General features: G+C 43.7%; 23 protein-coding genes and 2 pseudogenes. 13 read left to right on the forward strand and 12 right to left on the reverse strand.

What is annotated here, in order from left to right:
- Nucleotides 1–1020, reverse strand: coding sequence for a LacI family DNA-binding transcriptional regulator (locus ACRQQK_RS07810; protein ID WP_457510735.1), 1020 nt, complete (start codon nucleotides 1018–1020; stop codon nucleotides 1–3).
- Between the two features lie 269 nt (nucleotides 1021–1289).
- Between ACRQQK_RS07810 and ACRQQK_RS07815 the strand changes: the two genes are divergently transcribed.
- The 5 genes from ACRQQK_RS07815 to ACRQQK_RS07835 all read left to right on the forward strand — a co-directional run bounded on the left by ACRQQK_RS07815 (nucleotide 1290) and on the right by ACRQQK_RS07835 (nucleotide 6676).
- Nucleotides 1290–2516, forward strand: a complete 1227-nt coding sequence (locus ACRQQK_RS07815; RefSeq protein ID WP_457510736.1) for an ABC transporter substrate-binding protein — start codon at nucleotides 1290–1292, stop codon at nucleotides 2514–2516.
- Nucleotides 2517–2598: 82 nt separating this feature from the next.
- Nucleotides 2599–3483, forward strand: a complete 885-nt coding sequence (locus ACRQQK_RS07820) for a carbohydrate ABC transporter permease (protein WP_457510738.1) — start codon at nucleotides 2599–2601, stop codon at nucleotides 3481–3483.
- Between the two features lie 63 nt (nucleotides 3484–3546).
- Nucleotides 3547–4404, forward strand: a complete 858-nt coding sequence (locus tag ACRQQK_RS07825; RefSeq protein ID WP_457510740.1) for a carbohydrate ABC transporter permease — start codon at nucleotides 3547–3549, stop codon at nucleotides 4402–4404.
- Nucleotides 4405–4408: 4 nt separating this feature from the next.
- Complete coding sequence (locus tag ACRQQK_RS07830; RefSeq protein WP_457510742.1) at nucleotides 4409–5500, forward strand: ABC transporter ATP-binding protein; 1092 nt, start codon at nucleotides 4409–4411, stop codon at nucleotides 5498–5500.
- Nucleotides 5501–5680: 180 nt separating this feature from the next.
- Entirely contained in the window at nucleotides 5681–6676 is a 996-nt protein-coding gene (locus ACRQQK_RS07835) for a Gfo/Idh/MocA family protein (protein WP_457510744.1), read from the forward strand.
- 96 nt (nucleotides 6677–6772) lie between these two features.
- Here the strand turns inward: ACRQQK_RS07835 and ACRQQK_RS07840 are convergent, their stop codons facing one another.
- Complete coding sequence (locus ACRQQK_RS07840; protein WP_457510746.1) at nucleotides 6773–7669, reverse strand: LysR family transcriptional regulator; 897 nt, start codon at nucleotides 7667–7669, stop codon at nucleotides 6773–6775.
- A gap of 84 nt (nucleotides 7670–7753) precedes the next feature.
- Between ACRQQK_RS07840 and ACRQQK_RS07845 the strand changes: the two genes are divergently transcribed.
- Nucleotides 7754–8683 (forward strand): DMT family transporter, encoded by a 930-nt coding sequence (locus ACRQQK_RS07845; protein ID WP_457510748.1) that lies wholly within the window; start codon nucleotides 7754–7756, stop codon nucleotides 8681–8683.
- Between the two features lie 188 nt (nucleotides 8684–8871).
- Here the strand turns inward: ACRQQK_RS07845 and ACRQQK_RS07850 are convergent, their stop codons facing one another.
- Nucleotides 8872–10155 (reverse strand): GGDEF domain-containing protein, encoded by a 1284-nt coding sequence (locus tag ACRQQK_RS07850; protein ID WP_457510749.1) that lies wholly within the window; start codon nucleotides 10153–10155, stop codon nucleotides 8872–8874.
- Between the two features lie 193 nt (nucleotides 10156–10348).
- Between ACRQQK_RS07850 and ACRQQK_RS07855 the strand changes: the two genes are divergently transcribed.
- Nucleotides 10349–11053, forward strand: a complete 705-nt coding sequence (locus ACRQQK_RS07855; RefSeq protein WP_457510751.1) for a hypothetical protein — start codon at nucleotides 10349–10351, stop codon at nucleotides 11051–11053.
- A gap of 98 nt (nucleotides 11054–11151) precedes the next feature.
- On the opposite strand, the gene ACRQQK_RS07860 is transcribed toward ACRQQK_RS07855, so the two are convergent.
- From ACRQQK_RS07860 to ACRQQK_RS07890, 7 genes and pseudogenes are all read right to left on the reverse strand, one after another.
- The gene (locus tag ACRQQK_RS07860; RefSeq protein WP_457510753.1) at nucleotides 11152–12126 is read right to left on the reverse strand and encodes an alpha-L-glutamate ligase-like protein; all 975 of its coding nucleotides are present in this window, start codon (nucleotides 12124–12126) and stop codon (nucleotides 11152–11154) included.
- 1 nt (nucleotide 12127) lies between these two features.
- Nucleotides 12128–13636 (reverse strand): inactive transglutaminase family protein, encoded by a 1509-nt coding sequence (locus ACRQQK_RS07865; protein ID WP_457510755.1) that lies wholly within the window; start codon nucleotides 13634–13636, stop codon nucleotides 12128–12130.
- Nucleotides 13637–13657: 21 nt separating this feature from the next.
- Nucleotides 13658–14083 (reverse strand): annotated as a pseudogene (locus tag ACRQQK_RS07870) (ATP-dependent zinc protease family protein); the annotation flags it as partial.
- A gap of 125 nt (nucleotides 14084–14208) precedes the next feature.
- Nucleotides 14209–14398, reverse strand: a pseudogene (locus tag ACRQQK_RS07875) (ATP-dependent Zn protease); the annotation flags it as partial.
- A gap of 216 nt (nucleotides 14399–14614) precedes the next feature.
- Nucleotides 14615–15586, reverse strand: coding sequence for a tRNA 5-methoxyuridine(34)/uridine 5-oxyacetic acid(34) synthase CmoB (gene cmoB / locus ACRQQK_RS07880; RefSeq protein WP_457510757.1), 972 nt, complete (start codon nucleotides 15584–15586; stop codon nucleotides 14615–14617).
- Nucleotides 15587–15670: 84 nt separating this feature from the next.
- Nucleotides 15671–16399, reverse strand: a complete 729-nt coding sequence (gene cmoA / locus ACRQQK_RS07885; protein WP_457510759.1) for a carboxy-S-adenosyl-L-methionine synthase CmoA — start codon at nucleotides 16397–16399, stop codon at nucleotides 15671–15673.
- 138 nt (nucleotides 16400–16537) lie between these two features.
- Entirely contained in the window at nucleotides 16538–17401 is an 864-nt protein-coding gene (locus ACRQQK_RS07890; protein WP_457511106.1) for a DUF72 domain-containing protein, read from the reverse strand.
- A gap of 340 nt (nucleotides 17402–17741) precedes the next feature.
- Here ACRQQK_RS07890 and aspS point away from each other — a divergent pair, with 340 nt between their 5' ends.
- Entirely contained in the window at nucleotides 17742–19517 is a 1776-nt protein-coding gene (gene aspS, locus ACRQQK_RS07895; protein ID WP_457510761.1) for an aspartate--tRNA ligase, read from the forward strand.
- 154 nt (nucleotides 19518–19671) lie between these two features.
- A complete protein-coding gene (locus tag ACRQQK_RS07900) occupies nucleotides 19672–20250 on the forward strand; it encodes a thymidine kinase (RefSeq protein ID WP_167412674.1) in 579 nt (192 codons plus the stop codon).
- Nucleotides 20251–20315: 65 nt separating this feature from the next.
- On the opposite strand, the gene ACRQQK_RS07905 is transcribed toward ACRQQK_RS07900, so the two are convergent.
- Both ACRQQK_RS07905 and ACRQQK_RS07910 read right to left on the reverse strand, forming a co-directional pair.
- Nucleotides 20316–20948: a YdcF family protein gene (locus ACRQQK_RS07905; RefSeq protein WP_457510763.1), complete on the reverse strand. Its 633-nt coding sequence runs from the start codon at nucleotides 20946–20948 to the stop codon at nucleotides 20316–20318.
- Nucleotides 20949–20952: 4 nt separating this feature from the next.
- The gene (locus tag ACRQQK_RS07910; protein WP_457510764.1) at nucleotides 20953–21771 is read right to left on the reverse strand and encodes an NAD(P)H-binding protein; all 819 of its coding nucleotides are present in this window, start codon (nucleotides 21769–21771) and stop codon (nucleotides 20953–20955) included.
- 250 nt (nucleotides 21772–22021) lie between these two features.
- Between ACRQQK_RS07910 and ACRQQK_RS07915 the strand changes: the two genes are divergently transcribed.
- The 4 genes from ACRQQK_RS07915 (at nucleotide 22022) to citC (ending at nucleotide 26433) form a co-directional block, all read left to right on the forward strand.
- Complete coding sequence (locus ACRQQK_RS07915) at nucleotides 22022–23014, forward strand: Bug family tripartite tricarboxylate transporter substrate binding protein (RefSeq protein ID WP_457510766.1); 993 nt, start codon at nucleotides 22022–22024, stop codon at nucleotides 23012–23014.
- Between the two features lie 87 nt (nucleotides 23015–23101).
- Entirely contained in the window at nucleotides 23102–23596 is a 495-nt protein-coding gene (locus ACRQQK_RS07920) for a tripartite tricarboxylate transporter TctB family protein (protein WP_457510768.1), read from the forward strand.
- Between the two features lie 11 nt (nucleotides 23597–23607).
- Entirely contained in the window at nucleotides 23608–25113 is a 1506-nt protein-coding gene (locus ACRQQK_RS07925) for a tripartite tricarboxylate transporter permease (protein ID WP_081878659.1), read from the forward strand.
- 225 nt (nucleotides 25114–25338) lie between these two features.
- Nucleotides 25339–26433 carry a [citrate (pro-3S)-lyase] ligase gene (gene citC, locus ACRQQK_RS07930; protein WP_457510770.1) on the forward strand — a complete coding sequence of 365 codons (1095 nt, stop codon included), beginning with the start codon at nucleotides 25339–25341 and terminating at the stop codon, nucleotides 26431–26433.
- Nucleotides 26434–26521: the final 88 nt, after the last annotated feature.

A 26521-nucleotide genomic window follows, 5' to 3' on the forward strand; every position in this document is an offset into this window, starting at 1 on the left:
CTACTTAGTTTTCAACTGATTTACTGAGTGTGTTGAATTGCGGATGGATAGCGTCGGTTCAAAACGAGTCTTTATCGGGAGCGATTCGCCGTAACATAAATTGAGAATTTGATGGCAAGCATTGATAGAGATTTCTTCTAGTGGAATGCGCACACTGGTTAGCGATGGTGAGGCATATTCTGCCAAGTCAATATCGTCATAACCAATCACCGATACCTGCTTACCGACTACGATACCTTGTTCGTTCAGTGTGGAAATTGCCGCCATGGCGCTGTTGTCGTTACCGCAAAATAGAGCGGTAAATGGAATGCCTTTATCAATCAAACGTTGAGTGGCAGCACGACCCAGTTCAAAACTGTAGCCGCCGGATCCAATTAACTCTGGTTTCACCTCAATGCCAGATTCCGCTAGTCGATCTATGAAGCCCTGATGACGACTGATGGCATCTTGTGCATTCATACGTCCAGTGACGATGGCAATCTCGGTGTGACCCAGTTCAATGAGGTGTTCAGCCGCTAGGCGACCACCTTGGTAATGATTGGCGCAGAAGGTTTTATCTATTAACTCTTCGATATCACGGTTAATAAACACAACCTTAGGGTAGCGAGCTTCGATCTTCGCTAACTGGATAACAGATAGCTCAGGGCAGGACATCAAAATGCCGTCGCAATCACGTTCAATCAAGTAATCGAGGCACTTGATTCGCTCTTCATCGTTTTGCGCATCTTCAGCGTTGGCCAGAATGATGTGCTTGTCCCGTTTGCGTAGTTCTCGTTCTATGGTCTGCAACATTTTTCTATGAAATGAGCCAGAGAAAGAGGGCACCCAAAGGCCAACAATATCTGAACGCTTTGACGACAATGAGCGCGCCATACTGTTCGGGCGATAGTTTAATTCAGCCATAGCTGCAGCGATTTTTTTGGCTGCTTTGGGTGAAACAGAAGCGTTTCCAGATAGATGTCTGGAAACGGTTCCGACTCCAACTCCAGCTAACTTAGCTACATCTTTTATAGTCGCCATAGATCTCTACTCACTTACCTAAAGTACTGCTTTAAGCCCATGGTAGAGCCATATTTTGCATATTTACAGATTTTTTTTGCCTAAAACCATTAATTTATGCAATTAGTGATCAAATCCTCATATTGATATATTTAATAAAAGATCTTCTAGAAGAGTCCAATATATAGATATATAAAATATAAAAATGGAATCGATTCCATTTTGAACCATTAAGATTCAGCGTTAATTATTATTAATAGACACAATAACGAACTCTAAAGGTACCCCCAATGATTAAGAAACTTACTCTGGCTGCCGCCATTACCCTCGCCACCACGCCAGCTTTTGCAAAGGAAGAGGCAGAAGTGATGCACTGGTGGACTTCCGGCGGCGAGTCCGCAGCGATCAAAGTCTTGGCCGATTCGTTTGAGGCGCAAGGTGGAACTTGGAAAGATAGTGCAGTTGCGGGTGGTTCAAATGCTCGTAGTGCAGCAATCAACCGTATGATTGGTGGTTCCCCAACGACAGCTGCTCTATTTAATACTTCTCAGCAGTACCACGAGATGATCGCAGAAGACATGCTGAACAATATCGATGAAGTAGCGAAAGCCAATAACTGGGAAGCTATCTTGCCGCAACCAACGTTGAATGCCATCAAAGTTAATGGTCATTTCTATGCTGCTCCTGTGAACATTCATATGCCAGGTTGGTTCTGGTATTCAAAAGAGGCGTTTGCTAAAGCGGGTATTGAAAAAGAACCGCAAACCGTTGAAGAGCTATTTTCAGCTCTAGATAAACTTAAAGCTGCTGGCTATATTCCTTTGGCTCTCGGTGGTCAAAACTGGCAAGAAAACCTAATGTTCGCCACGGTTCTAAGTAATGTAGGTGGCAAGCAACTTTACCTTGATGCGCTAGGTAAGCGTGATAGTAAAACCCTTAACTCAACCGAGTTTAGAAAGGTTGTTGATACCTTCTTGAAACTTAAGCCATACGTAGATACAGGCTCTCCGGGTCGTAACTGGAATGATACAACCAGCCTTGTTATCAATGATAAAGCAGGTATTCAAATCATGGGTGACTGGGCGAAGGGTGAGTTCACTCAAGCCAACAAGATCCCAGGTCAAGACTACGGTTGTTTCCCAGGTTTAGGTGATGATTCTCTTTACATCGTGGGCGGTGATGTATTCGTATTCCCGAAAACCGACGATAAAGAGCAAATCGCAGTTCAGAATAAACTGGTTGAATCAATGCTAAGTCCTGAAACGCAAGTTAAGTTCAATAACTTGAAAGGTTCGATTCCAGTTCGTACCGACATTGATGTTTCAAGCATGGATATTTGTGCACAGAAAGGCGCGGCTATCCTTAAGGTGGCTGAACGTCAGGTACCAGATGGCTCAATGCTAATGGAAGAATATCTGTACGGTTCACTTAAAGACGCTGTGACAGAAGTATGGAACGCTCAAGATATGACGACGGATAAAGCTGTCACTATCTTTACCCAAGCTCTCCGTGACTAATATTACTTTCACAGATAAGGCGCACGCTTGTGCGCCTGTTTAAAGAATGTCTCTCTTATTTGACTTATCGTGGAGTGCATCGATGAATGTTGCTGCGGTGCAAAGACACCTAAAACGTAACGCACTTGCCTATTTGGCAGCCTTACCCATGGCACTGACCGTGTTGATTGCCTATATGGGCACTATGTTCTGGTCGGTTCGTCTTTCGTTTTCTAGTTCAAGAATGTTGCCTAAAAGTGACTTCGTTGGATTCGCTCAGTATGAGCGACTATTCAGTACTTCCCGTTGGGTGACTTCGCTGGAAAATCTACTGATCATCGCTTTTTTGTTTCTCGCAATCTGTTTTGTGCTGGGCTTTTTATTGGCTGTTTTTATAGATCAAAAAATCAAAGCTGAGAGCTTCTTCAGAACCGTATTTTTGTTCCCTTATGCCATGTCTTTTATCGTAACTGGCTTAGTGTGGCAGTGGATATTTAATCCACAGTTAGGTATCCAAAAAACGATGATATCTTTGGGTTGGGAGTCTTTCTCTTTTGATTGGATTGTTAACCCCGATATGGTGCTTTATACCGTTGTTATTGCTGCGGTGTGGCAGGGGGCTGGTCTTGTTATGGCGCTGCTTCTGGCTGGTCTTCGTGGTATTGATGAAGATTTATGGAAAGCGACCAAAATTGACGGTATCCCAACTTGGCGTGTCTATATCAGCATTATTTTACCTATGCTCCGCCCAATGATTATCACTACTGTCGTTTTACTCTCTATTAGCATCATCAAGATGTATGACGTCGTTGTCGCGATGACAGGCGGTGGCCCCGGTGTGGCAAGTGAAGTACCGGCTAAGTTCATCATGGATAACCTATTTGAACGCGCCAATATCGGATTGGCGACGGCAGCATCGACTGTGATGCTAACCACTGTCTTGTGCTTAATCGCGCCATTCATCTACTCAAATTACATTAAGAAATAAGGTAGGTAACTTATGTCGGCGACACATTCACCTACAATGAAATTGACTGCATCAGAGCGACCGATGTCAGTCAAAGCACAATGGGGACGCTTTGGCGTATATGGATTTTTAACCATTACAGCACTGTTCTTTTTGTTGCCTCTTTACGTGATGTTGGTGACTTCATTTAAAGAACTGGACGAGATTCGTTTATCTTCTATTTTTGCTCTTCCGCAAAACTTTTCGTTGGATGCATGGAAAACGGCATGGAGCAGCGCTTGTACAGGCTTGGAGTGTAATGGTCTACAAGTAGGCTTTTGGAACTCAGTCCGTATCTTAATTCCAAGTGTGGTTATCTCTGTGCTATTTGGTGCCATCAATGGATACGCTCTGTCATTTTGGAAAATTAAAGGTGCGAATCTGCTTTTTGCTTGCCTACTGCTAGGCGCTTTTATCCCTTATCAAGTGTTTATCTATCCCTTGATTCGAGTTTATGCAGATATTGGTATTTACGGCACTTTGACTGGGGTAGTGGTATCTCACGTCATTTTTGGTATGCCGATTATGACGCTGCTGTTTAGAAACTATTACAGCACTTTACCGATGGAACTGTTTAATGCTGCGCGCATAGATGGAGCAGGTTTCTTCAAGGTGTTCTTCAATATCATGCTGCCAATGTCAGTGCCCATTATCATCGTGGCAGTGATCATGCAGGTGACCAATATCTGGAATGACTTCTTAATCGGTTTGGTCTTCGCGGGTAACGACAACCTGCCAATGACCGTTCAACTCAATAACATCGTGAATACAACAACAGGCGAGCGTGCTTATAACGTCAATATGGCCGCTACTATTCTTACATCACTTGTACCGCTAATCATTTATGTCGCTTCAGGGCGTTGGTTTGTTCGTGGTATCGCCTCTGGTGCAGTAAAAGGGTAATTTTATGGGAATCGTAAACATCAGTAAGCTCGACATCAGTTATGAGTCGACAAAAATCGTTAAGCAGTTAGATCTTGTTATTGATGATGGTGAGTTTCTTGTATTGCTTGGCCCTTCAGGCTGCGGGAAATCTACGCTACTTAATGCGATCGGTGGTTTGATTGATACCAGCGGCGGAAGCATCCATTTTGACGGCAAAGATGTGACTTGGGCGGATCCAAAAGACCGTGGCATTGGAATGGTATTCCAGTCTTATGCTCTGTATCCAACCATGAGTGTTGAGAAAAACATGTCTTTCGGGCTGCGTATTGCAGGTGTAGATAAGGCGACCATCGATAAGAAGGTTGCTTGGGCTGCCAAATTGTTGCAACTAGAGCCGCTACTAAAACGCAAACCGTCAGCTCTTTCAGGCGGACAACGTCAACGTGTTGCGATAGGTCGAGCATTAGTTCGCGATGCGGATATCTATCTGTTTGATGAGCCTTTATCGAACCTAGATGCGAAACTACGTGCGGAATTAAGGTTAGAAATCAAAAAGCTACATAAGGCGCTTAAGTCAACAATGATCTACGTAACACACGATCAGATTGAGGCGTTGACCCTAGCTGACCGCATTGCAGTAATGAAAGACGGCATTATTCAGCAACTGGATACCCCTCATAATGTCTACAACAAGCCGCAAAACCTGTTTGTTGCGACATTCTTAGGTTCTCCAGCAATGAACTGTATTAAAGGGCATCTAAGCGTAAATGCGGATAAAGTGCTTTTTAAATCAGCAGATTTGAACATCGATGTGAGTGGATACCCATTTGTTGAACAGCCTGTGGATGGTGTAGCAGTGACGTTAGGTGTTCGCCCTGAACACTTAATTGCAGAGCTTAATGAAGACGCTTCCGACAACGTTATTCAAGGGGTAGTGGAATTGGTAGAGCCGATGGGTTCTGATACCTTGGTGTGGACTAAGTTTACTGAGCAGCACACTTTGTCTCACCGAGTGACGTCGGAAGACCAACTGGTTGTAGGCGATTCATTTAAAGTGAAAGTTGAAGCAACTAAATGCTCGATTTTTGATACTCAGTCTACTCAGCGTCTATAAAGCTGTTGCGCTGAAAACGCCTGTGACGCCTTACTCTTTCTGTTACTCAATGGAAAGCTAGGCTAAGGTTTAGTTTATACGTGATAAACCTTAAACTCGTTGATAACTTGGAGAAGCTGGCTTTGAGTCGGCTTCTTCATTTTGCTTTTTGGGAACAAAAAAAATTAACAGGGAACATTTATGTCTGAAACTACCTTTAACTGGGGGATTATTGCCCCAGGCCGAATAGCTCACAACTTTGCCAAAGCCCTTAAAGTCGTACCCAATTCAAGTTTGTATGCGGTAGCCAGCTCTAACCTAGATCGAGCGAAAGCCTTCGCCCAAGAGTACGATTGCGAGTATGCCTACGACGACTACCAAACTCTGATTGATGATCCTCAAGTAGATGCAATCTACATAGCAAACCCACATCGCTTTCACTTTGAGTGCGCAAGAAAATGCCTGATAGCGGGTAAGCCTGTACTGTGTGAGAAACCTATCACCGTCAATGAAGCACAAGTTCAAGAGTTGGTAAATTTAGCGCAGAAGCATCAAACCTTTTTGATGGAAGCGGTATGGACACGCTTTCTACCAGTTTGGCAGCAAGTGAAGGCGTGGCTTGAGGAACAACGCATTGGCGAGTTGCGTGTATTGAGTTCATCCTTCTCATTCAATGTTCCTCGTGATGAGAATGATCGCTTGTTAAACAATGAACTCGCTGGTGGTGCCTTGCTTGATACAGGGATTTATAACCTCACCATGTCGCAGTTTGTGTTGCAGCGTGAACCAAGCTCAATCGTCGCCAACGGGTTGATCGGCGAAACCAATGTCGATGAGCGTACAAGCGTGATTCTTGATTACAATGGCATAGCCAGTCAGTTCACATGTGGGCTCAATGCCAACTTGGACAACAGCTTTACCATTTATGGTAGTAACGGAAACATTGCTGTTGATCCTATGTTCTGGGGTGCAACCAAAGCAGTTCTCAAAGTTAAAGGCGAAGAAGAGCAGGTGATAGAGTTACCTTTCAGAGCAACAGGGTTTGAATATCAAATCGAAGAGGTGATGAATTGCATTGCTCAAGGCAAACTGCAAAGTGACGTTATCAGTTGGCAGGACAGTATGAATACCATGAAAACCATGGATGAAATTCGCCGACAAATTGGTCTGGAATACGCATTCTTAAACCGTGATTAGTCGCTTAAATTCCGTCAGCTAGGCGGCAGTGCAAAAAACGCTTCAAAGATAACTTCTAGCACTCAGCCAGTTTTTTAAACGCTTGCTGAGTGTTTTCTACTTAAAGTGTAATAGCACGAACTCGATGAACAGACGCACTCGCATTGGTAGGTTGTCGCGGTCGCGATACAGCATATGTAATGTGCGGGCTTTACTACTCCAGTCAGGTAGCACGTGATTCATTTCACCCTGAGCTATCATAGGTAACGCAAAGTAATCTGGTACGTATCCAATACCCAATCCTGTTTTGATGGCGTGAGTTAGCATGACAATTTCATCCACTTCCAGTCTTACCCCCTTATTCGGGTGATAATCAAACTCTTCGCCACTCTCTTTGTGTACCAACTGCCACGGTATCATAGGGCGACAAATGACTGTGGGATGACCGCATAACTTATCTGGTGTGGTTATGCCGGAAATATCATAGTCAGGATGAGAGCACAAAATGAAGTGGATATGCTTTAACGGTCTCGCAATCCAGTTGTCGACCACAGTGTTTCCGACTCTAAACACCACGTCCATGCCTTCTGCTTCAATATCAATCAAAGTGTTGGAAAAACTAAGGTCTAGCTGAATATCGGGATATTTCAGCAAGAACTCATAAAAAATGGCACGCAGAAACTGAGAGCCTGCATTGATGGGGGCGGAAATGCGGATTTTTCCTTGAGGCTGATACTTATCCCGATGCAGATCTTCGTCAATATCATTGAGTTCATCAAACAGAGCGACCGAGCGTTGAAAATATTGCTCACCGATATTGGTCAGAACGACGCGATGAGCATCGCGATTAAGAAGACGAAGTTGCAAATCGGTTTCCAGTTGTCGGATGCGGCGACTCAAAGTTGAGAGCGGCATACTCAAAGTTTGGGCTGCGTCTTTGAAACTGCCCAAACGTGCTACAGTACAAAAACAGCGCAGATCGTCTAACGAATAGCTAGGTTTCATTATTGGCATTTACCGTCTTGTTATTGCTTGTTTATCCAACTATTGAAATCAATACACTAAGGAATACATTTTGACAAGTCATCTGGAGTGACGATGAAATCTGATTCAACGATGAAAGCAGTGATCCTTCTTATTATCTGTACCTTCTTTTGGGGTAGTTGCTTTCCAATTGGCAAACACGTTTTAGAGGAAGTTCATGCTCTTACTTTGGTGTTCTGGCGCTTCGTTATTGCGGCCTTGTGTCTGGCTGTGTATCTCAAAGCTGTGCGCATACCCAAATTGAACTTGAGTTCGAATCAATGGGTTTGGGTTATTGCGGTCAGCGCCGTGGGAATAGGAGGCTTGAACCTCGGGTTGTTTACAGGCTTGGCTTCTACCAATGCCACTAACGGCTCATTAATTATGGCGCTTAGTCCTTTGATGACCTCTCTTATCGCCTGTGTTGCGTTGCGAACGCTGCCGTCTGCTATGCAGTGTTTTAGCCTGCTGGTCAGTTTGACAGGTGTTCTGATGGTGATCACCAACGGGCATTTTGAGGCGCTGTTTTCAATGCAAATCAACCACGGCGATAAGCTGATATTCTTCGGAATGCTGGCTTGGAGTTTCTACACATACTTCAGCCAAGGCATCAGTCGTTGGATGCCAGTGATCCCTTATACCTTCGTAGGCATGTTAAGTGGGGCTACAGTTATTGGCGTGATGTGTTTGGCAACGCCAGAGGTGCATCCATTTGCCGAGTTATGGAATAGCTCTGTGTTGGGTATATCAGAAGTATTGTATATAGGGGTATTTGGCACCGTTGCTGGTTATCTGCTGTGGCTAAACGGTGTGCGACACTTAGGCTCTGCCAATGCGGCACTGTTTTTCAACTTTGTACCCATCTTCTCTGTATTGACCTCGTATATGCTCGGTCAAGCGGTGACAGAATTGCAACTGCTTGGTATTGCCGTCGTTATTACAGGACTATTACTGCCACGAATTGCTCTGTTTAAACGCGAATCAAAAACCTGCTCAGAATCCTAGGTGAGAACACAATTAATTCAATCATAAAGGCGGAAGGTTTCCGCCTTTATCGTCCACCCAGTTTATGGATTTACTTACTTAACTCAATGTCCAAACTTCTAGGAGCAATTAGGTAATGCTCAAAGCGCTAAACAAGCTTACGAGGTTAGATATGTCTGATAGTCCGAATGTCGCTTAAAAATTAAGCCCTAGAACTTTGCAAACGAGAAAGCATTCTTGCCAGATTTCTTCACCTTATACATCGCATCATCTGCAATCTTCAGTAGATCTTTCAGGTTATCAGCATCTTCCGGATATGAAGCGATACCTATGCTGGCATTCACCTTAACCATTCCACTAGGTAGAGAAATAGGCTCAGCTAAACTACTCAGGGTACGCTTAGCAATGCTCTCTGTATCGTTGGCACCGAGTTGCAGTATCACAAACTCATCACCACCGACACGAGCCAAAATATCCGATTGGCGAATTACAGACTTAATACGCTGTGCAACGATTTTTAGTACTTCATCCCCAATATCATGACCATGTTTATCATTGATTTGCTTAAAACCATCAAGGTCGATAAACAGTGCTCGCACACTTTCACCATGTATCGTGGCATCGTTCAAAAACTGCTTTGCGGCTTCTTGCATATGATGCAGGCTAGAAACTTGAGTCAAAGTATCGGTCATGGCGATATGGTGTAAGTTTTCATGTGCCTGTTCTAGTTCCGCCAATGCTTCATAAAGTTCGGTCACATCATACTCAACCACCAGCAACAAAAACTCTCCGGTTAAAGGGTGGCGAGTGCGTCTAATATCAAGCGAATGCTGGCGATCACCTTCGGCCGTGCGCATAATGTAATCCCAACGACCGCCTTTTTCCTCGATTGCCTTCGCCAGACATTCTCGCCCCTGTTCTGGAGAGGCAAAACGCGCCACGAACACACTCTGTCCTTCGGGTATTGGTTTGCTGTGTAAATGAGCATAAGTTTCTGTGGCGGCTGGATTTTCAATTACGATCTCGCCAGCGTCAGTAAAGGTGGTAGCAGCGACTCGTGTATAACGCATCGCTTCTACCAACAATAAATTCTCGGGTTGCTGACCCAATTCCACTTTTTCGTTAATAAAAGCAATGATTCCACGATGCTTTTCAGGACCCAATAACACAGCTCTGTGCATCATAAAGACAGTTTTGGGTTTTCCGTTAGGGTAGGTTGTCCATGGATCTATCGTCAGACCATTTTTAGCCGCCAGCTCAAATGTCTGCGCCGTTCTATCCTTTGCACCTTGAGTATCACCAGAGAGGTCTTTATCAATAAGTTGTTGAACATTCTCTAATCCCCAAAAGTCGACGGCGGCCTGATTCCCCCACCACCAACCATGTTTATCGAGGTCAAAAAACCAAACCACATTAGGAATGAGTTCATACAAAGCTAATTCGTCGTGGCTTTTGATATGGACCAAATGGTCGTAGTTACTTTTGCTTTCCATGCTTTAAGTCAACTCATCTACAATGTCTGAAAACAGTAAAATCATCATATCACTGCATTTGAGAGAGAACAGTAGCTCGGTGCATACCTATCTCACACCATTGATAAATCCCTATTGAGATTAGTGAAATATACATCGAATCTATTCATTACGATGATAGATTCAGTAAGAGAAGTTTTATAGGGCAAAGTGTATGGAAATAACAATAGATAAGACGGAACAAAAACAAGGGATTGTCTGTTCTTGGGAGCTGAAAGAAAGTGTGGAGTGCTACCAAACAGAGCAGCTCGCACTTTATTTAAACGAAGTGTCTCGCCTGTATACAGCTCTCATACCCACTGTATTACCAATCTATTTAAAACATCTTAGAAACAGAGAAGACCGAGATGTTATTAATTATGCAAGTTCTATTAGTAATATAGCTGCTATATGGATAAAGGCTGAAGTAGACAATGTGATTCGGGAAAATATAAAACAACAAATGCTACAAACAGGTGTCTTTTCCACAGATAAGCTCGAACAAGTTGTTAACGAAGCATTTCCAATCAGTAATCCCAAAGAAAGATCCTTAGTACATGAAATTTTAAATACGTCGTCATCATATGATATTGGATCGTTGGGGAAGTTAACGGTTAATTCAATTAATTTTAATAGCCCTATGAAAATCGGCTTTGGGGGCTCATTGATGATTTTGGCAACCATGACGTTCATCTTTGGTGGAGAGTTTAGTGCGGCAGGTTTCACTCTTAAAACCCCAGGGCTTGCAACTACCATTCAAAAGCTTGAGCAAACGTTTCGACCATATTTAAAAGATAGATATGTAACCGAGGTAGTTGACAGTGTTATGGAAGAAATAAAAAACGAGGCTCACCAATCTAGCAAAATGAAAGACGACTAATCACTTGTAATCCGCTATCGCGTAATAGAGATAACTCACCCATACAAAAAAGCCAGAGAATTAATCTCTGGCTTTGTGTTTTAGGAGAAGGGGAGTGTTTACCCTTCTTTCGCTCCAAAATGTTTGGCGGCGTAAGCAACACGCTCTTCTGCTGATGGGTAAATCATCGGCGTACCTAGGCTTTCAATATGTTGTAGGCGAGGCAGAAGACCAGCTCCGTTGGCGATTTGAATCGCTAGGCCCGGACGGGCGTTAAGTTCTAACACCATAGGCCCTTCTTCTTTGTCGAGCACCATATCAGTACCCATATAACCAAGGCCGGTCATTTCCCAAGCACTTGCAGCAAGAGTTAACAAACGTTGCCAGTGTGGTACCTGAAGCGTATTCAGCTCTTTACCGGTATCAGGGTGAAGTGTGACAGGGCGGTTGAACTGAACCGCACGTACCGCTTTACCCGACGCAATATCAATACCCACGCCAACAGCACCTTGGTGCAAGTTTGCTTTACCATCAGAAGCGGATGTGGAAAGACGCATCATTGCCATTACTGGGTAGCCTTTAAATACGATAATACGTACATCAGGCACACCTTCATAACTGAAGCCGTCAAAACAGTCATCAAACTTAATCAGGTTTTCAACGACTGCTACGTCGTTCTTACCACCCAAAGAGAACAAGCCCGCCAGTGCGTTACTCACATGGCGTTCTACGTCTTCTTTGTTGATGGTTGACCCCGATGGCTTGGTATAAACGCCATCTTTATGTGACGTGATAACCAGAATACCTTTACCACCGCTACCACGAGCGGGTTTTATAACAAACCCTTGCCAGTCTTTGACCATCTCGTGGATATGCTTTACGTCACCTTGGTTGCTCACCACACCAATTAGCTTTGGTACCGTGGCACCAGCTTGTTGAGCAATGAGCTTTGTTTTTAACTTGTCATCCACCAATGGGTACTTAGAACGGTCGTTGTAGCGACCTATGTAAGCGTGGTTACGCTTGTTCATTCCCATAATCCCTTTGCGCTTTAGTTTAAAGGGCGATGTGTATTCTGAGAGATTAAGAAACATATTAATCTCCGTCTACAAGAGGCTTAAATCGACGCAACTCTGTGATGCGGTAACCTGTGTATGTACCTAGTAGCAAGATGATACCTAGAACAATCAGTTGTAGACCGATGAAGTTAAAGGTCAGATGCTGTACATAAGAGTTGGTCATTGCCAAGTAAATCAATACTGCGGTTAGAAGTGAGCCGCCGCCTTGCAGCACGACTTCTTTCGCACCTTCTTCTTCCCATAGAATAGACATACGTTCGATAGTCCAAGATAGGATAATCATAGGGAAGAAAGTAATGGTTAAGCCTTCTGTTAAGCCAATCTTGAAGGCGACAACGGTAAAGATAGAAATAATCAAAATTACCGCAATGATAACGGCGGATATTCGCGCTACCAGTAGCAAGTTCAGTTTGGATAGGTAACTTCGAATGATAAGCCCCGTCCCGACGATAAGTAAGAAGCCAACAATACCCGTTGTTAACTGTGTCTGAACGAAGGCAACTGCAATAAGAACAGGCATGAATGTGCCGGATGTCTTAAGACCAATGATTACACGTAGGAACACTACAATCAGTGCACCAATCGGGATCAGCATGATGGTTTTAAACATCGCTTGTTCTTCAAGTGGCAAGCTGTGAATAGAAAGGTTTAGCAAGCCGTCAGCATCAACTTTGTTGTCGGTTGCCTGCTGTGGTGACACTTCTTGAGCGATCATGCTGAAGTGCACTTGGCTATTACGACCACCAATCACATCAAGTAGTGATACGTTCGATTCATCCCAAACGAGTAGATTTGGATGAGAAGGTTGTGTGCCTGTTTCTGGGTTGAAAAGAACCCATTTCTTGCCATCCCACACTTGGTTCATGTGTTGAATGGTCTGGCGACGACGCCCATCTTCAAGATGAATAACACCCACAACTTTGTTTGGGATCTGAGCATAAGAAAGTAGCTTTTCCGCCGCTTCCACTTTACTCATCTTATTAGTAAGTAGTGCCGCGTTCTGGCTTTCAGAATCGTTCAGATTTTTGATTAATTCGCGCGAGAAAGAGATATCGTCAGCAGAGCGTTCAGTAGCGCCGTTAATCAGAGCAATGGCAGCGGTTTCAACAGGGCCATCAAAAGTCGGTTTGACCACTTCTTGCATCGGAGGAACTGTGGTGACTTTTGCTTGAGGGTCTACAAGGAATTGCGTCTTGTAGTAAATCGTTTGAGGACCTTGAGCTTGTCGGATAGACCATTCAGCGCGTCGCCCTGCTTGGTCACTGACATAGGATACACCGTAACCAGGAGAAGAGGCGGTTTCGCCGATAAGGGTGTAACCATTTTGAGTATGAGGAGCGGCAAGTGAAACCTTAGCTTCTTTACCTAGTGCGTTAAACTCTATCCTAGCTTCAATATCCCAAATCTGGCGGGTTTCACCTGGGGTCCAAGGTACTCCATAATTTTGATGACGGAGCACACTTAAAGCAATCCCAGCTGCAATCAGTAAAAAAACTGATAGATAAAATGGAACTCTTGACGTCATAAGTTACCTTTATTTTTGTTATTAATTTGTCTCTGTATGAATGTATTTACGACTCACATCCACTACAGCTATATCACGAATAAACTCGCGCCCTAGCAAGATAGGATGGCTCATTTGAGAGCGGTCTGCCAGCGTAAATTCTGTTTTTTCGTTGATGCTACCAATTTTAACCCATAGCTGAACAACAGCGCGTCTTTCCGTCTCTTCATTGGTGGATTGGCGGATTCGTACGTAGCGTATAATTGGAGATTCTATCCAATTTGAATCATCAGGTTTGTTTTCTCCGTCTGATAAATGGAAACGAACCCATTTTTTACCGTTACGTTCAAATTCCGAAATATCAATGGCATTGAGCGAAGAAGTTGCCGCACCAGTATCTACACGGGCATCGAAGATCTGATCAAGTGTTTTAATTTCTACGTGTTCGATTTCACCCAGCACCAACTTATTCTGCGGTTGTGGATTAGACACAAGTTGTTGTTTTGAAGTAGGAGACTTTTTAACACTTTTCGGTGCACGCTTCTCTGCGATGACTTTTAGTTCTTTCACATCATCCGCTAAGGTCATGACCTTGCTTTCTAGGCTATCGATATAATCATTCTGATTACTAAGCTGAAGTTGCAAATTGGTTATTTCATTAGTGACTTGGGCATTTGACTGCTGAATCGCAGTAAGAGTGGCTTGATGATATTCATCCCCATTCATTAGGGTACAACCAGAAAGTAAGCCTAGAGCTACGATTGGTGCTATGCGCTTAAACATTTACGGCCTTATTTATTTGTTTTTACTGTGATATTTGATGAGACAAAGATGACGATTTCATCCTGCGAATAGGATAACTTTGAAAGAAGATGAGAGAGTTAAAACTGTGTCAAAAAATCCCGATTTACTTATTCCTTCAGCTCTTTCTGGGCTTACGTATCAACATAAAGTTGCAGTGCTGCAACTTTATGTTGATTTAGAACGATGTGAAAGTGATTAAGGGTTCTTTGCAACCAGAATTGCACGTCGTGGTGCTGGATAACCTTCAACCGTTTTCGTCGGGTCATTTGGATCAATGTAATCCGGTAGAGAGTTATGCTTCATCCACTCGGTTGTACGTTGTTCTTCAAGGGATGTCACGTTCTCATCGACGATTCGAACATCAACAAAGCCTACTTTTTCTAACCATGCTTTTAACGCTAATGCAGATGGGAAGAAGTACACATTGCGCATTTGAGCGTAACGGTCAAACGGAACCAATACGGCGTTTTCGTCACCGTCGATGACAAGCGTCTCCAATATTAATTCACCACCAGAGACAAGTTGGTTTTTCAGTTGAATCAAATGGTCGATCGGAGAGCGACGGTGATACAGCACACCCATGCTGAATACCGTATCAAACGCCTTTAGTTCTGGAAGTTGTTCAATACCAAGTGGTAACAGGTGCACCTTTTGGTTATCACCCATTAGCTTACGTACAGCTTCAAACTGAACTAGGAACAACTCCGAAGGGTCAATACCAATTACTTGATGTGCACCTTCACCCAACATGCGCCACATGTGGTAGCCGTTACCACAACCGACATCCAATACTGAACGGTTCTTTAACGGTGAAATATGCGGAAGCAGACGATCCCATTTCCAGTCAGAGCGCCATTCGGTATCGATATGAATTCCGTGCAGGTGGTAAGGACCTTTACGCCAAGGGTGGAAAGTCTTGAGCAAGTTCTCCAGTTTTTTCTGTTCACCATCAGACAGTGGTTCGCTGTTGCTCACAGTTACCGACTCTTTCAGGTCTATATGATCAGGTTGCGAGTTCGAAATTTTGTTTAAAGCGCGCAACCAGCGATCCAAGTCACCGTGAGGTTGTTGTTGCCAGTCAGTAAGTTGTTGAGGCAAGACATTGAGCCAAGGTTGCAGGCGTGTGTCTTGCGCAAGCAATTGATAGACATTAGCAAAATTCAACATGGAGAATCCTAATCAAAAAATTTGAGACCCTAAAAACAATAAAGAGAAGCTGAAGGTAAGGGCAGTACTGCAGCTTCCAAAATCTTATTTGATGGCAAACATTGAGCCAAAGTTAAAGCACTGGAACCAAACTTCGAAGCTTGAGAAACCTAATTTTGCGAAACGCTCTTTATGTAATTCGACAGAATCTGGCAGCATAACGTTTTCAATTGCGCTGCGCTTTTGGCTGATTTCTAATTCGCTATAACCGTTTGCACGTTTGAAATCATGATGCAGATCGATAAGCAGTTCATGGGCACTTTCGTTATTGAATACAAACTTCTCAGACACAATCAAAATGCCACCCGGACGCAGGCCTGCATAGATTTTTTCCAGCAGAGAGTAGCGATCTTCTGGTGATAGAAATTGCAGAGTGAAGTTCAGCACAACCATAGATGCATTGCTGATTTCGATATCGCGAATATCCGCTTCAATCACTTCTACTGGTGTATCTGAACGGTAAGCGTTCAAATGCAGTTTGCAGCGTTCAACCATCGCATGAGAATTATCCACCGCGATGATATTGCAGCCTTCCTGCTGAATGTGTCGGCGCATAGAAAGCGTTGCAGCACCAAGCGAGCAACCTAGGTCGTACACTTGAGTGTTTGGCTTTACAAATCGTTCAGCCAGCATACCAATGGCAGAGATGATGTTGCTATAGCCAGGAACCGAGCGCTGAATCATATCCGGGAACACTTCAACCACACGCTCATCAAACGTGAAATCGCCAATCTTATCGATTGGGGCAGAAAAGATAGTGTCTTTTGGACTCATTGTGACCTCACGCCGAAGCAAAATGCCTACTTAAACAGTAGATGGTTCAAGAAAAGGCGCGTATTTTATGAAAAAATGTGGCGTCTGTCATTAAATGCAGCTTATGTATTTCTTTCTAAAACACCGATGTACTTTTTTCTAAAACATACTTAGTTGATTTGTATCGCTTTGCGCTGGGAATACCGCTAAATCCGGCAGAGTGACAACACTTTGCAAACGTTGGTAAATTGCCAGCGCTAATTCCGGAGCGTAGTTGTTGTCAGGCGTATGGATCATCACGTAAGGCTGCTTTCTCTCAGCAATCCAAGTCGGCAGCTTTTGAACCCAAGGTTCGAAGAAGGGCATGTTGGCATCCATGTCAGGATGGCCGATAAAACGAATCATCGGTTTACTTCCGGTCGATATGGCATGAACCGGCACTCTGGGCTTTTTCTGTTGCGCATCAATAATAGCCTCGCAGTTTCTTTCTGCTGAGAAAAGAGGGCGGCTATCCATAATGATGCGGTCGATGTTTTCTTCGTTCAGCCATTGATTTAATGCTTGCTCTGCTTCCCCTTTGGCGAAAAAGCTTGGGTGTCTCACTTCCACACCTAGAGGAAACTGCGCTGGGAAATAGCGTCGAAACTTTTTTAATTGCTCCAGATTAGTTGGACCAAAAGCAGCAGGCAGTTGAATGGTCCACATGCCCACTTTGTCATGTAACGGTTCCATCAGGCTCATGAAGGCTTTCAGTTCGTCCTGACAACCATTCAACATGTTCTGGTGAGTAATGGATTTCGGCAGTTTAAAAGTAAAGCGGAATGACTCTGGTGTTGCTGCTTTCCAATTGTTGACTGTCGAGGGTGACGGAGAGGCGTAAAAGGTAGTATTGCCCTCTACCGTATGAAATACCTGAGCGTATTTTTCGAGTCGCTGTGATGCTTGAGTACCACTTCCGTAGAAATGCTGCTGCCAGAAAGGGTGAGACCACATCGTCAGTCCGAGTCGGAGAGGGTATTCCATTGCATCCATAGCCAGTGTTGTTTGCTCTTTTTGTTGTTTATCGTCACGAGAGTTTTGAAGAATACGATACTTTAGCGCTATAATCAGCGCCAATTTTTCCATGTTGCAGATGCTATTGTCGCTAAAATGGCGGTTTATTGTACTAAATGTCAGCAACGATGGATAAAACACAACAAATTGTATTCTGGAAGGTCGATTTTATACGTCTTTCAGCGTATAAATGGAACTTTTCCGCGGCAGAGTCCTTTCTTGAAGAAAATTTGTTCTTTAGAACCGCTTCAACAGAGTTGACTGTGTCGCATAGAATTTGATGACTTATTAAGAGATTGGGAATTTCATTATGCGTAGCCATTATTGTGGTCACCTGAACAAGTCCCTTGCAGGACAAACTGTGGAGCTGTGCGGTTGGGTTAACCGTCGTCGTGATTTAGGCGGTCTTATCTTCATTGATATGCGAGATCGTGAAGGTATCGTTCAGGTAGTTGTTGATCCGGATATGGCAGACGTTTTTGAAGTTGCAAACCAACTTCGTAATGAATTCTGTATCAAGTTGACGGGTGAGGTTCGCGCTCGTCCAGAAAGCCAAATCAACAAAGACATGACAACCGGTGAAGTAGAAATTTTGGCAACTGGTCTTTCTATCATCAACCGTAGTGAAGCACTGCCTCTAGACTTCAACCAGAAAAACTCAGAAGAGCAGCGTCTGAAATATCGTTATTTGGACCTACGTCGCCCAGAAATGAGCGACCGCATTAAGCTGCGTGCAAAAGCATCAAGCTTTGTTCGTCGTTTTCTAGACAGCAACGATTTCCTAGATATCGAAACACCAGTACTGACTAAAGCAACACCTGAAGGTGCTCGCGATTACTTGGTACCAAGCCGTGTTCACAAAGGTAGCTTCTACGCGCTTCCTCAGTCTCCTCAGCTATTCAAACAGCTGCTGATGATGTCTGGTTTTGACCGTTACTACCAAATCGTTAAGTGTTTCCGTGATGAAGACTTACGTGCTGACCGTCAGCCTGAATTTACCCAGATCGATATCGAAACTTCATTCATGAGCGCAGAACAAGTTCGCGCTGTGACTGAAAAGATGATCCGTGAAATGTGGTTAGAGCTGAAAGGTGTAGACTTGGGTGAGTTCCCAATCATGCCTTATTCAGAAGCGCTGCGTCGTTTCGGTAGCGACAAACCAGATCTACGTAACCCACTAGAGCTAGTTGATGTTGCTGATCTGCTTAAAGACGTAGATTTCAAAGTATTTTCTGGTCCAGCAAACGATGAGAACGGCCGTGTGGCTGCTCTACGCGTACCTGGCGGTGCTGCACTTAGCCGTAAGCAAATCGACGAGTACACTTCATTTGTAGCGATTTACGGTGCGAAAGGTTTGGCATGGATGAAGGTGAATGACCTAGCAGCAGGCGCTGAAGGCATTCAATCTCCAGTAGCGAAATTCCTGACTGAAGAGATCATCGCATCAATTATCGAACGTACTGGCGCTCAAACTGGCGACATCATCCTATTTGGTGCTGATAAAGCGAACATCGTTGCTGAAGCAATTGGTGCGCTACGTTTGAAAGTAGGTAAAGACCTAGAACTAACAGATACTTCTGCTTGGGCTCCACTATGGGTTATCGATTTCCCAATGTTTGAAGGCGACGGAGAAGGTAATGTTGCAGCAATGCACCACCCGTTCACGTCTCCTCTGAACATGACTCCAGAAGAGTTGAAGGCGAACCCGACTGCTGCGCTATCTAACGCATACGACATGGTACTAAACGGCTATGAAGTCGGTGGCGGTTCTGTACGTATTCACGATGCGAAAATGCAGGCAGCGGTATTCGATATCCTAGGTATTGAAGCTGACGAACAACAACTTAAGTTCGGTTTCCTATTGGATGCACTTAAGTTTGGTACGCCTCCACACGCGGGCCTTGCATTCGGTCTTGACCGTCTAGTAATGCTGCTATGTGGTACTGATAACATCCGTGATGTTATTGCGTTCCCTAAAACAACCGCTGCTGCGTGTCTGATGACAGATGCTCCAAGTTTGGCAAACCCTGCGGCTCTTGAAGAGCTGGCAATTGCTGTAACTGTTGCGAAAGAAAAAGCAGAGTAATTTCTGCGTTGATTTGAGGGTGGCTAACTAGCCACCCTTTTTATTGTCTAACTGATAGTTTTATTGTCTAACTGATAGTGGATCAAAGTAAGTATTCTCTTTGCTTTGTATAATCCCGACAAAATGATTTTGAATAAGATAGGAAATTTGTCCCTTGGCTCAGATGTATTTTTACTACTCTGCAATGAATGCAGGTAAATCAACCACACTGCTGCAATCGTCTTTTAACTATCAAGAACGTGGAATGACGCCTGTTATCTTTACCGCAGCAATTGATGACCGCTATGGCATTGGTAAAGTGAGTTCGCGTATTGGTCTGGAAGCAGAGGCACATCTATTTCAAGCCGAAACAAACCTTTTTGAAGCGATCAAAAGCCTCAATGAAGATGAAAAACGCCATTGTGTATTGGTTGATGAGTGTCAGTTCCTGTCTAAAGAACAGGTTTATCAATTAACAGAAGTGGTTGATAAGCTGCATATCCCAGTGCTGTGTTATGGCCTGCGTACAGACTTCCTTGGTGAATTGTTTGAAGGTAGTAAGTATCTACTTTCATGGGCAGATAAGCTGGTGGAACTAAAAACCATCTGTCACTGCGGACGCAAAGCAAACATGGTTATCCGCACGGATGAACATGGAAATGCGATCTCCGAAGGTGATCAGGTTGCGATTGGTGGTAACGATAAATACGTCTCTGTCTGCCGAATGCATTACAAAGAAGCATTGGGTAAATAGCGAAAAACAGATAAGTAAAAGGATGGCATTGCCATCCTTTTTTGGTTCATAACGAGGGGGCTGTATTAAGCTGCCAAAGGTTTTAATGCCTGATAGGCCTGTAACACTTCCTCTGGGATTTCCTGCTCAATCTGGAAGCCTTTCGCAGGGTAACTTTGAATACGCTCAAAATCGCCAATCAGCGCTTCAACGACGAAGTCTAATGTCAGGTCTTCAGTCAAATAATCAAAGAAACTATTCGCTTGAGACGTGACTTGCAGTGATTCCAGTTCTTCTGGCCATTGCTGCATGAAAGTCGCGTACGCTCGTCTTTCCATATACGGCTTTTGAACCAAGATGATTTTTTGGGCTTTGATGCCTTTTTTCTTTAAAAGTTCGTAGGTGAAAAGTACGTTTTCGCCACTGTTAGAAGAACGAGGTTCTAGCAGTATTGCGTCACTTGGTAAACCGCAATCTTTTGCCACTTCAGCAAAAGTGACTGCTTCGCTACGCTCAAACAACCCTTCGGTGAAGCGACCATGACCGCCAGAGAATACGACCAAAGGAGCCAAGCCTTGATGATAAAGGGACGCTGCAACTTCGGCGACACGGGTATCGTTGCTTCCAAGAACAATGATGACATCGGCTTTTTGTAGTTGGTGTCCCATTTGCATATATTGCCAAAGCGTTTCTAAATGCTGATAAATTCGTTTACTCATCGCCCTACAAGGCCTCCAGAGTGTGAGAATAGTGAAACTTGTATCCCGCTTTGATGAGTTTGTCACTGACAATTCGTTTGTCTGCAACATCAACAATCGGGGGGAGTTCTTCTTCCAAATTTGCGGCTTTAAGAGCGGCTTGATAGAACTCGGCTTTGCTTACTGTCGCAGGAGTTGTGGCGTTCACTATCATATGGCTGAGGTGCTCAATAGCAAAAACCGTCGCTCCGATAGCATCATAAAGGTGCAGCATGTTTGCTGGAGCCAATCGACTGACTTGTTTTAACTTCGTCGCAAAGCGGGAAGGGTGACGATTGGGGCCAATAAGACCACTACATCGAACAATGACGTAATCCAAGCCAGAGTCTATAACAGTTTGTTCCGCCTGCAACATCTTCTTCGCATTGGCTGAGAATTCATCGTTATTTGCAGCTATTTCAAGAGAAGCATCTTGTTCATACATGTCTTGAGCGCGGTCGGGATACACAGTGGTTGAACTTATCATGACCAATTTACTGACTCCCGCAGAGATCGCTTGCTCAGTTAAAGCTTGCCATTGGGTAATGTATTCATCGCCTTGTCCACGACGAAAGCCCGGAGGAAAGCTACCGACTACGGTATCAATGTTATATTCGGAAAGTGTATCAGTAAGGTCTTGAGGGTTATTAAGGTCACAAACAAAACCAGTGATTCCATTTTCTTGTAGTTCTAACAAACCTGAGTCAGACGTCCTGCTTGCGATCACCGAATGGCCTTGCTTATCTAGCTGTTTGGCTAATGGTAAACCTAACCAGCCTGCTCCAATAATAGCGATACGTTTCATCGTGTTACCTTTATCAATGGCTTTGTCCAAATACTATCGCTTGTAACGCCTAAATACTAATTGTTCTCTAAATATGGAGGATTATTAAAAATCATTAACGCCATTTTCAGCATTAAAGAACTAATCTTAAGAGTTTTAACTCACAAATAACATTACAGCTCTCATGGATAATTAACTCATCGACGCCAAGCTGATGGAAATAAATTAGCGAAGCGTTGGATAGTTTCCAATAACAATAATAGGAATTTCCATGAACATGAATATCAAAAGTGTAATGATTGGTACCGCCCTAGCTTCTGTAGCTTTTATGCCGTTGAGTAGTGCAGTAGCAAAGGACTACCCGCCTAAAACTATGTCGTTTATTGCTCCTGCTGGTGCTGGTGGTGGCTGGGATTTAACCATCCGCACTGTCGCTAAAACGCTAAAAGATACCAAACTTGTCGGATCTAATATGCCGATTACCAACAGACCTGGTGGTGGCGGTGCAGTCAATCTAGCTTATATGCAGACTCAAACAGGGAAAGACAATTTAATTTCTGTTTACTCTCCACCAATTTTGCTTACACATTTAACTGGATCAAGTAAATATAGCTACCAAGATACCACTCCTCTCGCTCGATTAATTACAGACTATGGCGCGTTTGTTGTTTCTAAAGACTCTAAATATACCTCTATTAAAGAAGTGATGGATGCTCTAAAAAAGGATCCAAAATCCGTGAAAATTGGTGGTACTTCTTCTGCGGGTAGTATGGACCACATTCAGTTTCTAATGGTTGCTAAGGCTGCTGGTGTACCTAAGTTAAATCAGATTGACTACATCTCTTTCCAAGACGGCGGTGCGGTTGCTCAAGTATTGGGTGGGCACGTAGACCTTATCTCTACAGGGCTTGGAGACGTAGTTCAGCTGGTGAAAAGCGGTAACTTACGTGCATTAGCACAAACTGCAGACAAGCGCGTCGGCGAAGGTGTAATTGCGGATATCCCGACAGTGAAAGAACAAGGTATTGATACAACGTTTGAAAACTGGCGTGGTTTGTTCGGACCGAAAGATATGCCTGATTACGCGGTTGCTTACTGGGGCACAACACTTAAAAACATGGTTGAGACGCCTGAATGGGCTGAAGCTCGTAAACGTAACGGGTGGGATGGTGCATATCAAAATGGTGAAGATTTTACTAAGTTCTTAGCCAAAACAAACGACCAATATAAAGAAATTTTAGACGAAATTTTCGCTAAAAAATAATGTTCTGTTTCTATGACATAAGAGGGGAATATTCCCTCTTATTCTTGATTTAAAAATAATTAAATCTAGCAATAAGGTCTTGTTCCTATGAAGAAAAATAATGTCAGTCCTAATTGGGACTCATTCACAGGATTATTTGCAATAGGCTTTGGTATTATTTACGGTTATATGTCGTATTCGATGCCAAGAGCCGCTTTTGGTAATCCTATGGATCCAATTTATTTCCCTCTTGGTGTATCCGCTATTTCATTTTTAATTGGTGTGCTTTTATTCGTTAAAAGTAATTTTAACGCGTCAGTGCAAGCATATAAAAATCTAATCAATGAAGATGCTAGCAAGAAGAATGACCGTCGTCGTATTTTATATACCTGTATTCTTTCAGTTGGTTACGCTCTTATATTTGAACATCTAGGATACGTCATCAGTACATTTCTATTTATGGTTGTAATGATGACTATTACTAGCGGGAAAGATATGTGGAAAAAAAGTGTTGTTATCTCGCTGTTATTTTCCGTGGGCGTTTATTTCATATTTAACACGCTATTGAGTATTAGCCTTCCACCACTACCATTCGGGGAATAGGGTGAACGATTATGATGGATATTTTATCTAACTTAATGAATGGATTTGGCGTTGCTTTACAGCCTTACCATCTACTACTTGTGACTGTGGGCGGTGTACTGGGTACCATCGTCGGTATGTTGCCTGGCTTAGGCCCTGCGACAGGTGTTGCGGTGCTATTGCCAATGACTTTTGCGATGGGACCTACGGCTGCATTGATCACCATGACAGGTGTTTATATCGGTGCGATGTTTGGTGGTTCACGCAGTTCTATTTTGATTAACACTCCGGGAGACGGTGCAGCTTTGGCCGCAACGTTTGACGGCTATCCAATGGCAATGCAAGGTCGTGCTGAATCTGCACTGGCGATTTCTGCAATAGCATCATTAGTTGGCGGTACTATCGCCGCTATCCTTATGACATTATTGGCTGAGCCTGTGGCGAGCTTCGCCTTAAAGTTTGGTCCTGCTGAGTACTTCTTGTTAATGGTTGCTGCGCTTTCCATGACGGCTTCTATGTCGAAAGGGAACATGCTCAAAGGCTTCTTCTCTATGGTGATAGGCTTAGCAATAGCTACTATTGGTATCGATGCGCAATCCGGTGTTGAACGTTTTACTTTTGGTAATCTCGAACTTCAAACAGGTGTCGATTTCCTTGTGGTCATCATTGGCATCTATGCACTCGGTGAAGTATTTAAGAGCTTCCGTTCATTGAGCGAAGGCACGAAAAAAGCACAGACCAAATTCAAACGTATTTGGATTAGTGGTGACGATTGGTCTCGTTCAAAATGGCCGATTCTACGTAGTGCTCCAGTCGGGTTTATTATCGGCTCTCTACCTGGTGCTGGCGGTACGATGGCATCGCTTATGTGCTACAACAATGAGAAGCAATTATCAAAAAATAGCGAAGAGTTTGGTAAAGGTGCCATTGAGGGGCTAGCAGCACCAGAATCTGCAAATAACGCAGCGTCTATCGGTGCAATGATCCCAATGTTGTCACTGGGTGTTCCTGGGTCTGGTACAACGGCTGTAATGATGGGTGCGTTATTGATGTTGGGTATTCAACCTGGGCCACTTCTATTCACGCAATATCCTGAAACAGCATGGGGTCTTATCGCGAGTATGTTTGTTGCCAACATCATCTTAGCAGTGGTGAATATTCCACTTGCTGGAGCATTGGTCCGAGTATTAGCGATTCCACCAAAAATGCTTTACCCAATTGTGTTAGGTCTTGCGTTCATTGGTTGTTATGCAATTAGTAACTCTGTTATTGATTTCTACATCCTAGCTATCTTAGGTGTGGCAGGGGTAGTGATGAAGCGTGCTCATGTTCCTACAGCGCCGATGATTCTGGCTTGTATCGTAGGTGGTACGATGGAGCAGTCATTCCGTCAAGCATTTAGAATTTCAAACCAAGAGTTGTCGATCTTTACTCACTCAACCGTTGCTCAAGTGCTCATTGCTATTACTGTTTTGTCAATCGCGTTGCCTCTGATTGGTATGCTACGTAATCGCAAACAACAAGCTCAAGTAGCTTAAATGGTATCTCAACAGTGAACTAAGAAGTCAGCTTGGATTTATCTGGGCTGGCTCTTTTTGTTTATGAATGGGTTTTCAATTTCGAGCGTGATGCTCACCCTGAGAGAATAAATTCATAAACGCCATAAACAGTTTTAATGCTTCTTTATAGATTGCTCGAGAGTCACTAAATTATTTATTGGACTTAAGATAATTCGTTATCCGTTTTGTTGTTGAGAGATCGCTGTGTTTGATACATACCAATTCCAGAAAATTAATACTCAAAATAGCAGCCAAATGGAAAAGGTGCGGCAGTTCTTGCTTAGTATGGGGTTAGGGATAGATGCCGATGTCGAGTTTTTTGTCATTGCTTTGAATTCTACCGCAATTGTTGGATGCGCGGGGCTGGCTGGACACACACTCAAGTCGGTAGCCGTTTCTCCGGACTTACAGGGAACCGGGCTGTCAACGCGATTACTCACTGAAGTTGTCACGAACGCTTATGATATGGGACGTTACAACCTGTTTATTTACACCAAGCCAGATAACTACCGCATGTTCCACGAAGCAGGATTCCATCAACTTACCGCAGTAAAAGACAGAGTTGTCTTATTGGAAAACAGCAAAACAAGACTTCAGGAACGTTGCGAAAATTTAAGCAGCTTTGCTCAACCGGGTGAAAGAATTGGCAGTATTGTTATGAATGCCAATCCGTTTACCAACGGACATCGCTATTTAGTAAAGCATGCGTCAGAAAACTGTGATTGGGTGCATCTGTTTGTTGTGAAGGAAGACCGTTCTTTCTTTTCCTATTCAGACCGCCTAAATATGATCAAAGCGGGTGTGAAAGAGTTTAACAACGTCACGGTTCATGCCGGTTCTGACTACATCATATCCAGAGCGACTTTCCCAAGCTATTTTCTAAAGGATGAGGGAGTAATTAATTACTGCCACACCGCTGTGGATTTGCAAATTTTCCGACAATATATCGCACCAGCCTTGGGTATAACCCACCGCTATGTAGGAACGGAACCGATTTGTAAGGTAACCCGTTTTTACAATCAGCAAATGCACCAGTGGTTATCTACACCAACCATTGACAGCCCTACAGTCACTTACGTAGAAATTCCTCGCTGTGAAGAAGCTGACTCACCGATATCGGCTTCTTTAGTTAGGCAGTTATTATTTGAAAACAACTGGCAAGCGATTGAAAAAATTGTTCCAGAAACGACGTTCGCTTATTTACATCAACTGTTTAAGGAAGATACTTCCGCCTATCACGCGAAGAGAAAGCAAGCTGCGCTAAGAACTGCCCAAGCAAAGCAATTGAGCATGAGTTGACAGTGAAACTAAGCTGATGGTCGAACAGCAAGATAAAAGAAGAGAACTGAGCGGCTTAAATAGCGGGTCGGTCAGTTCTCAATAATAG

The sequence above is a fragment of the Vibrio sp. C8 genome (assembly GCF_054051265.1).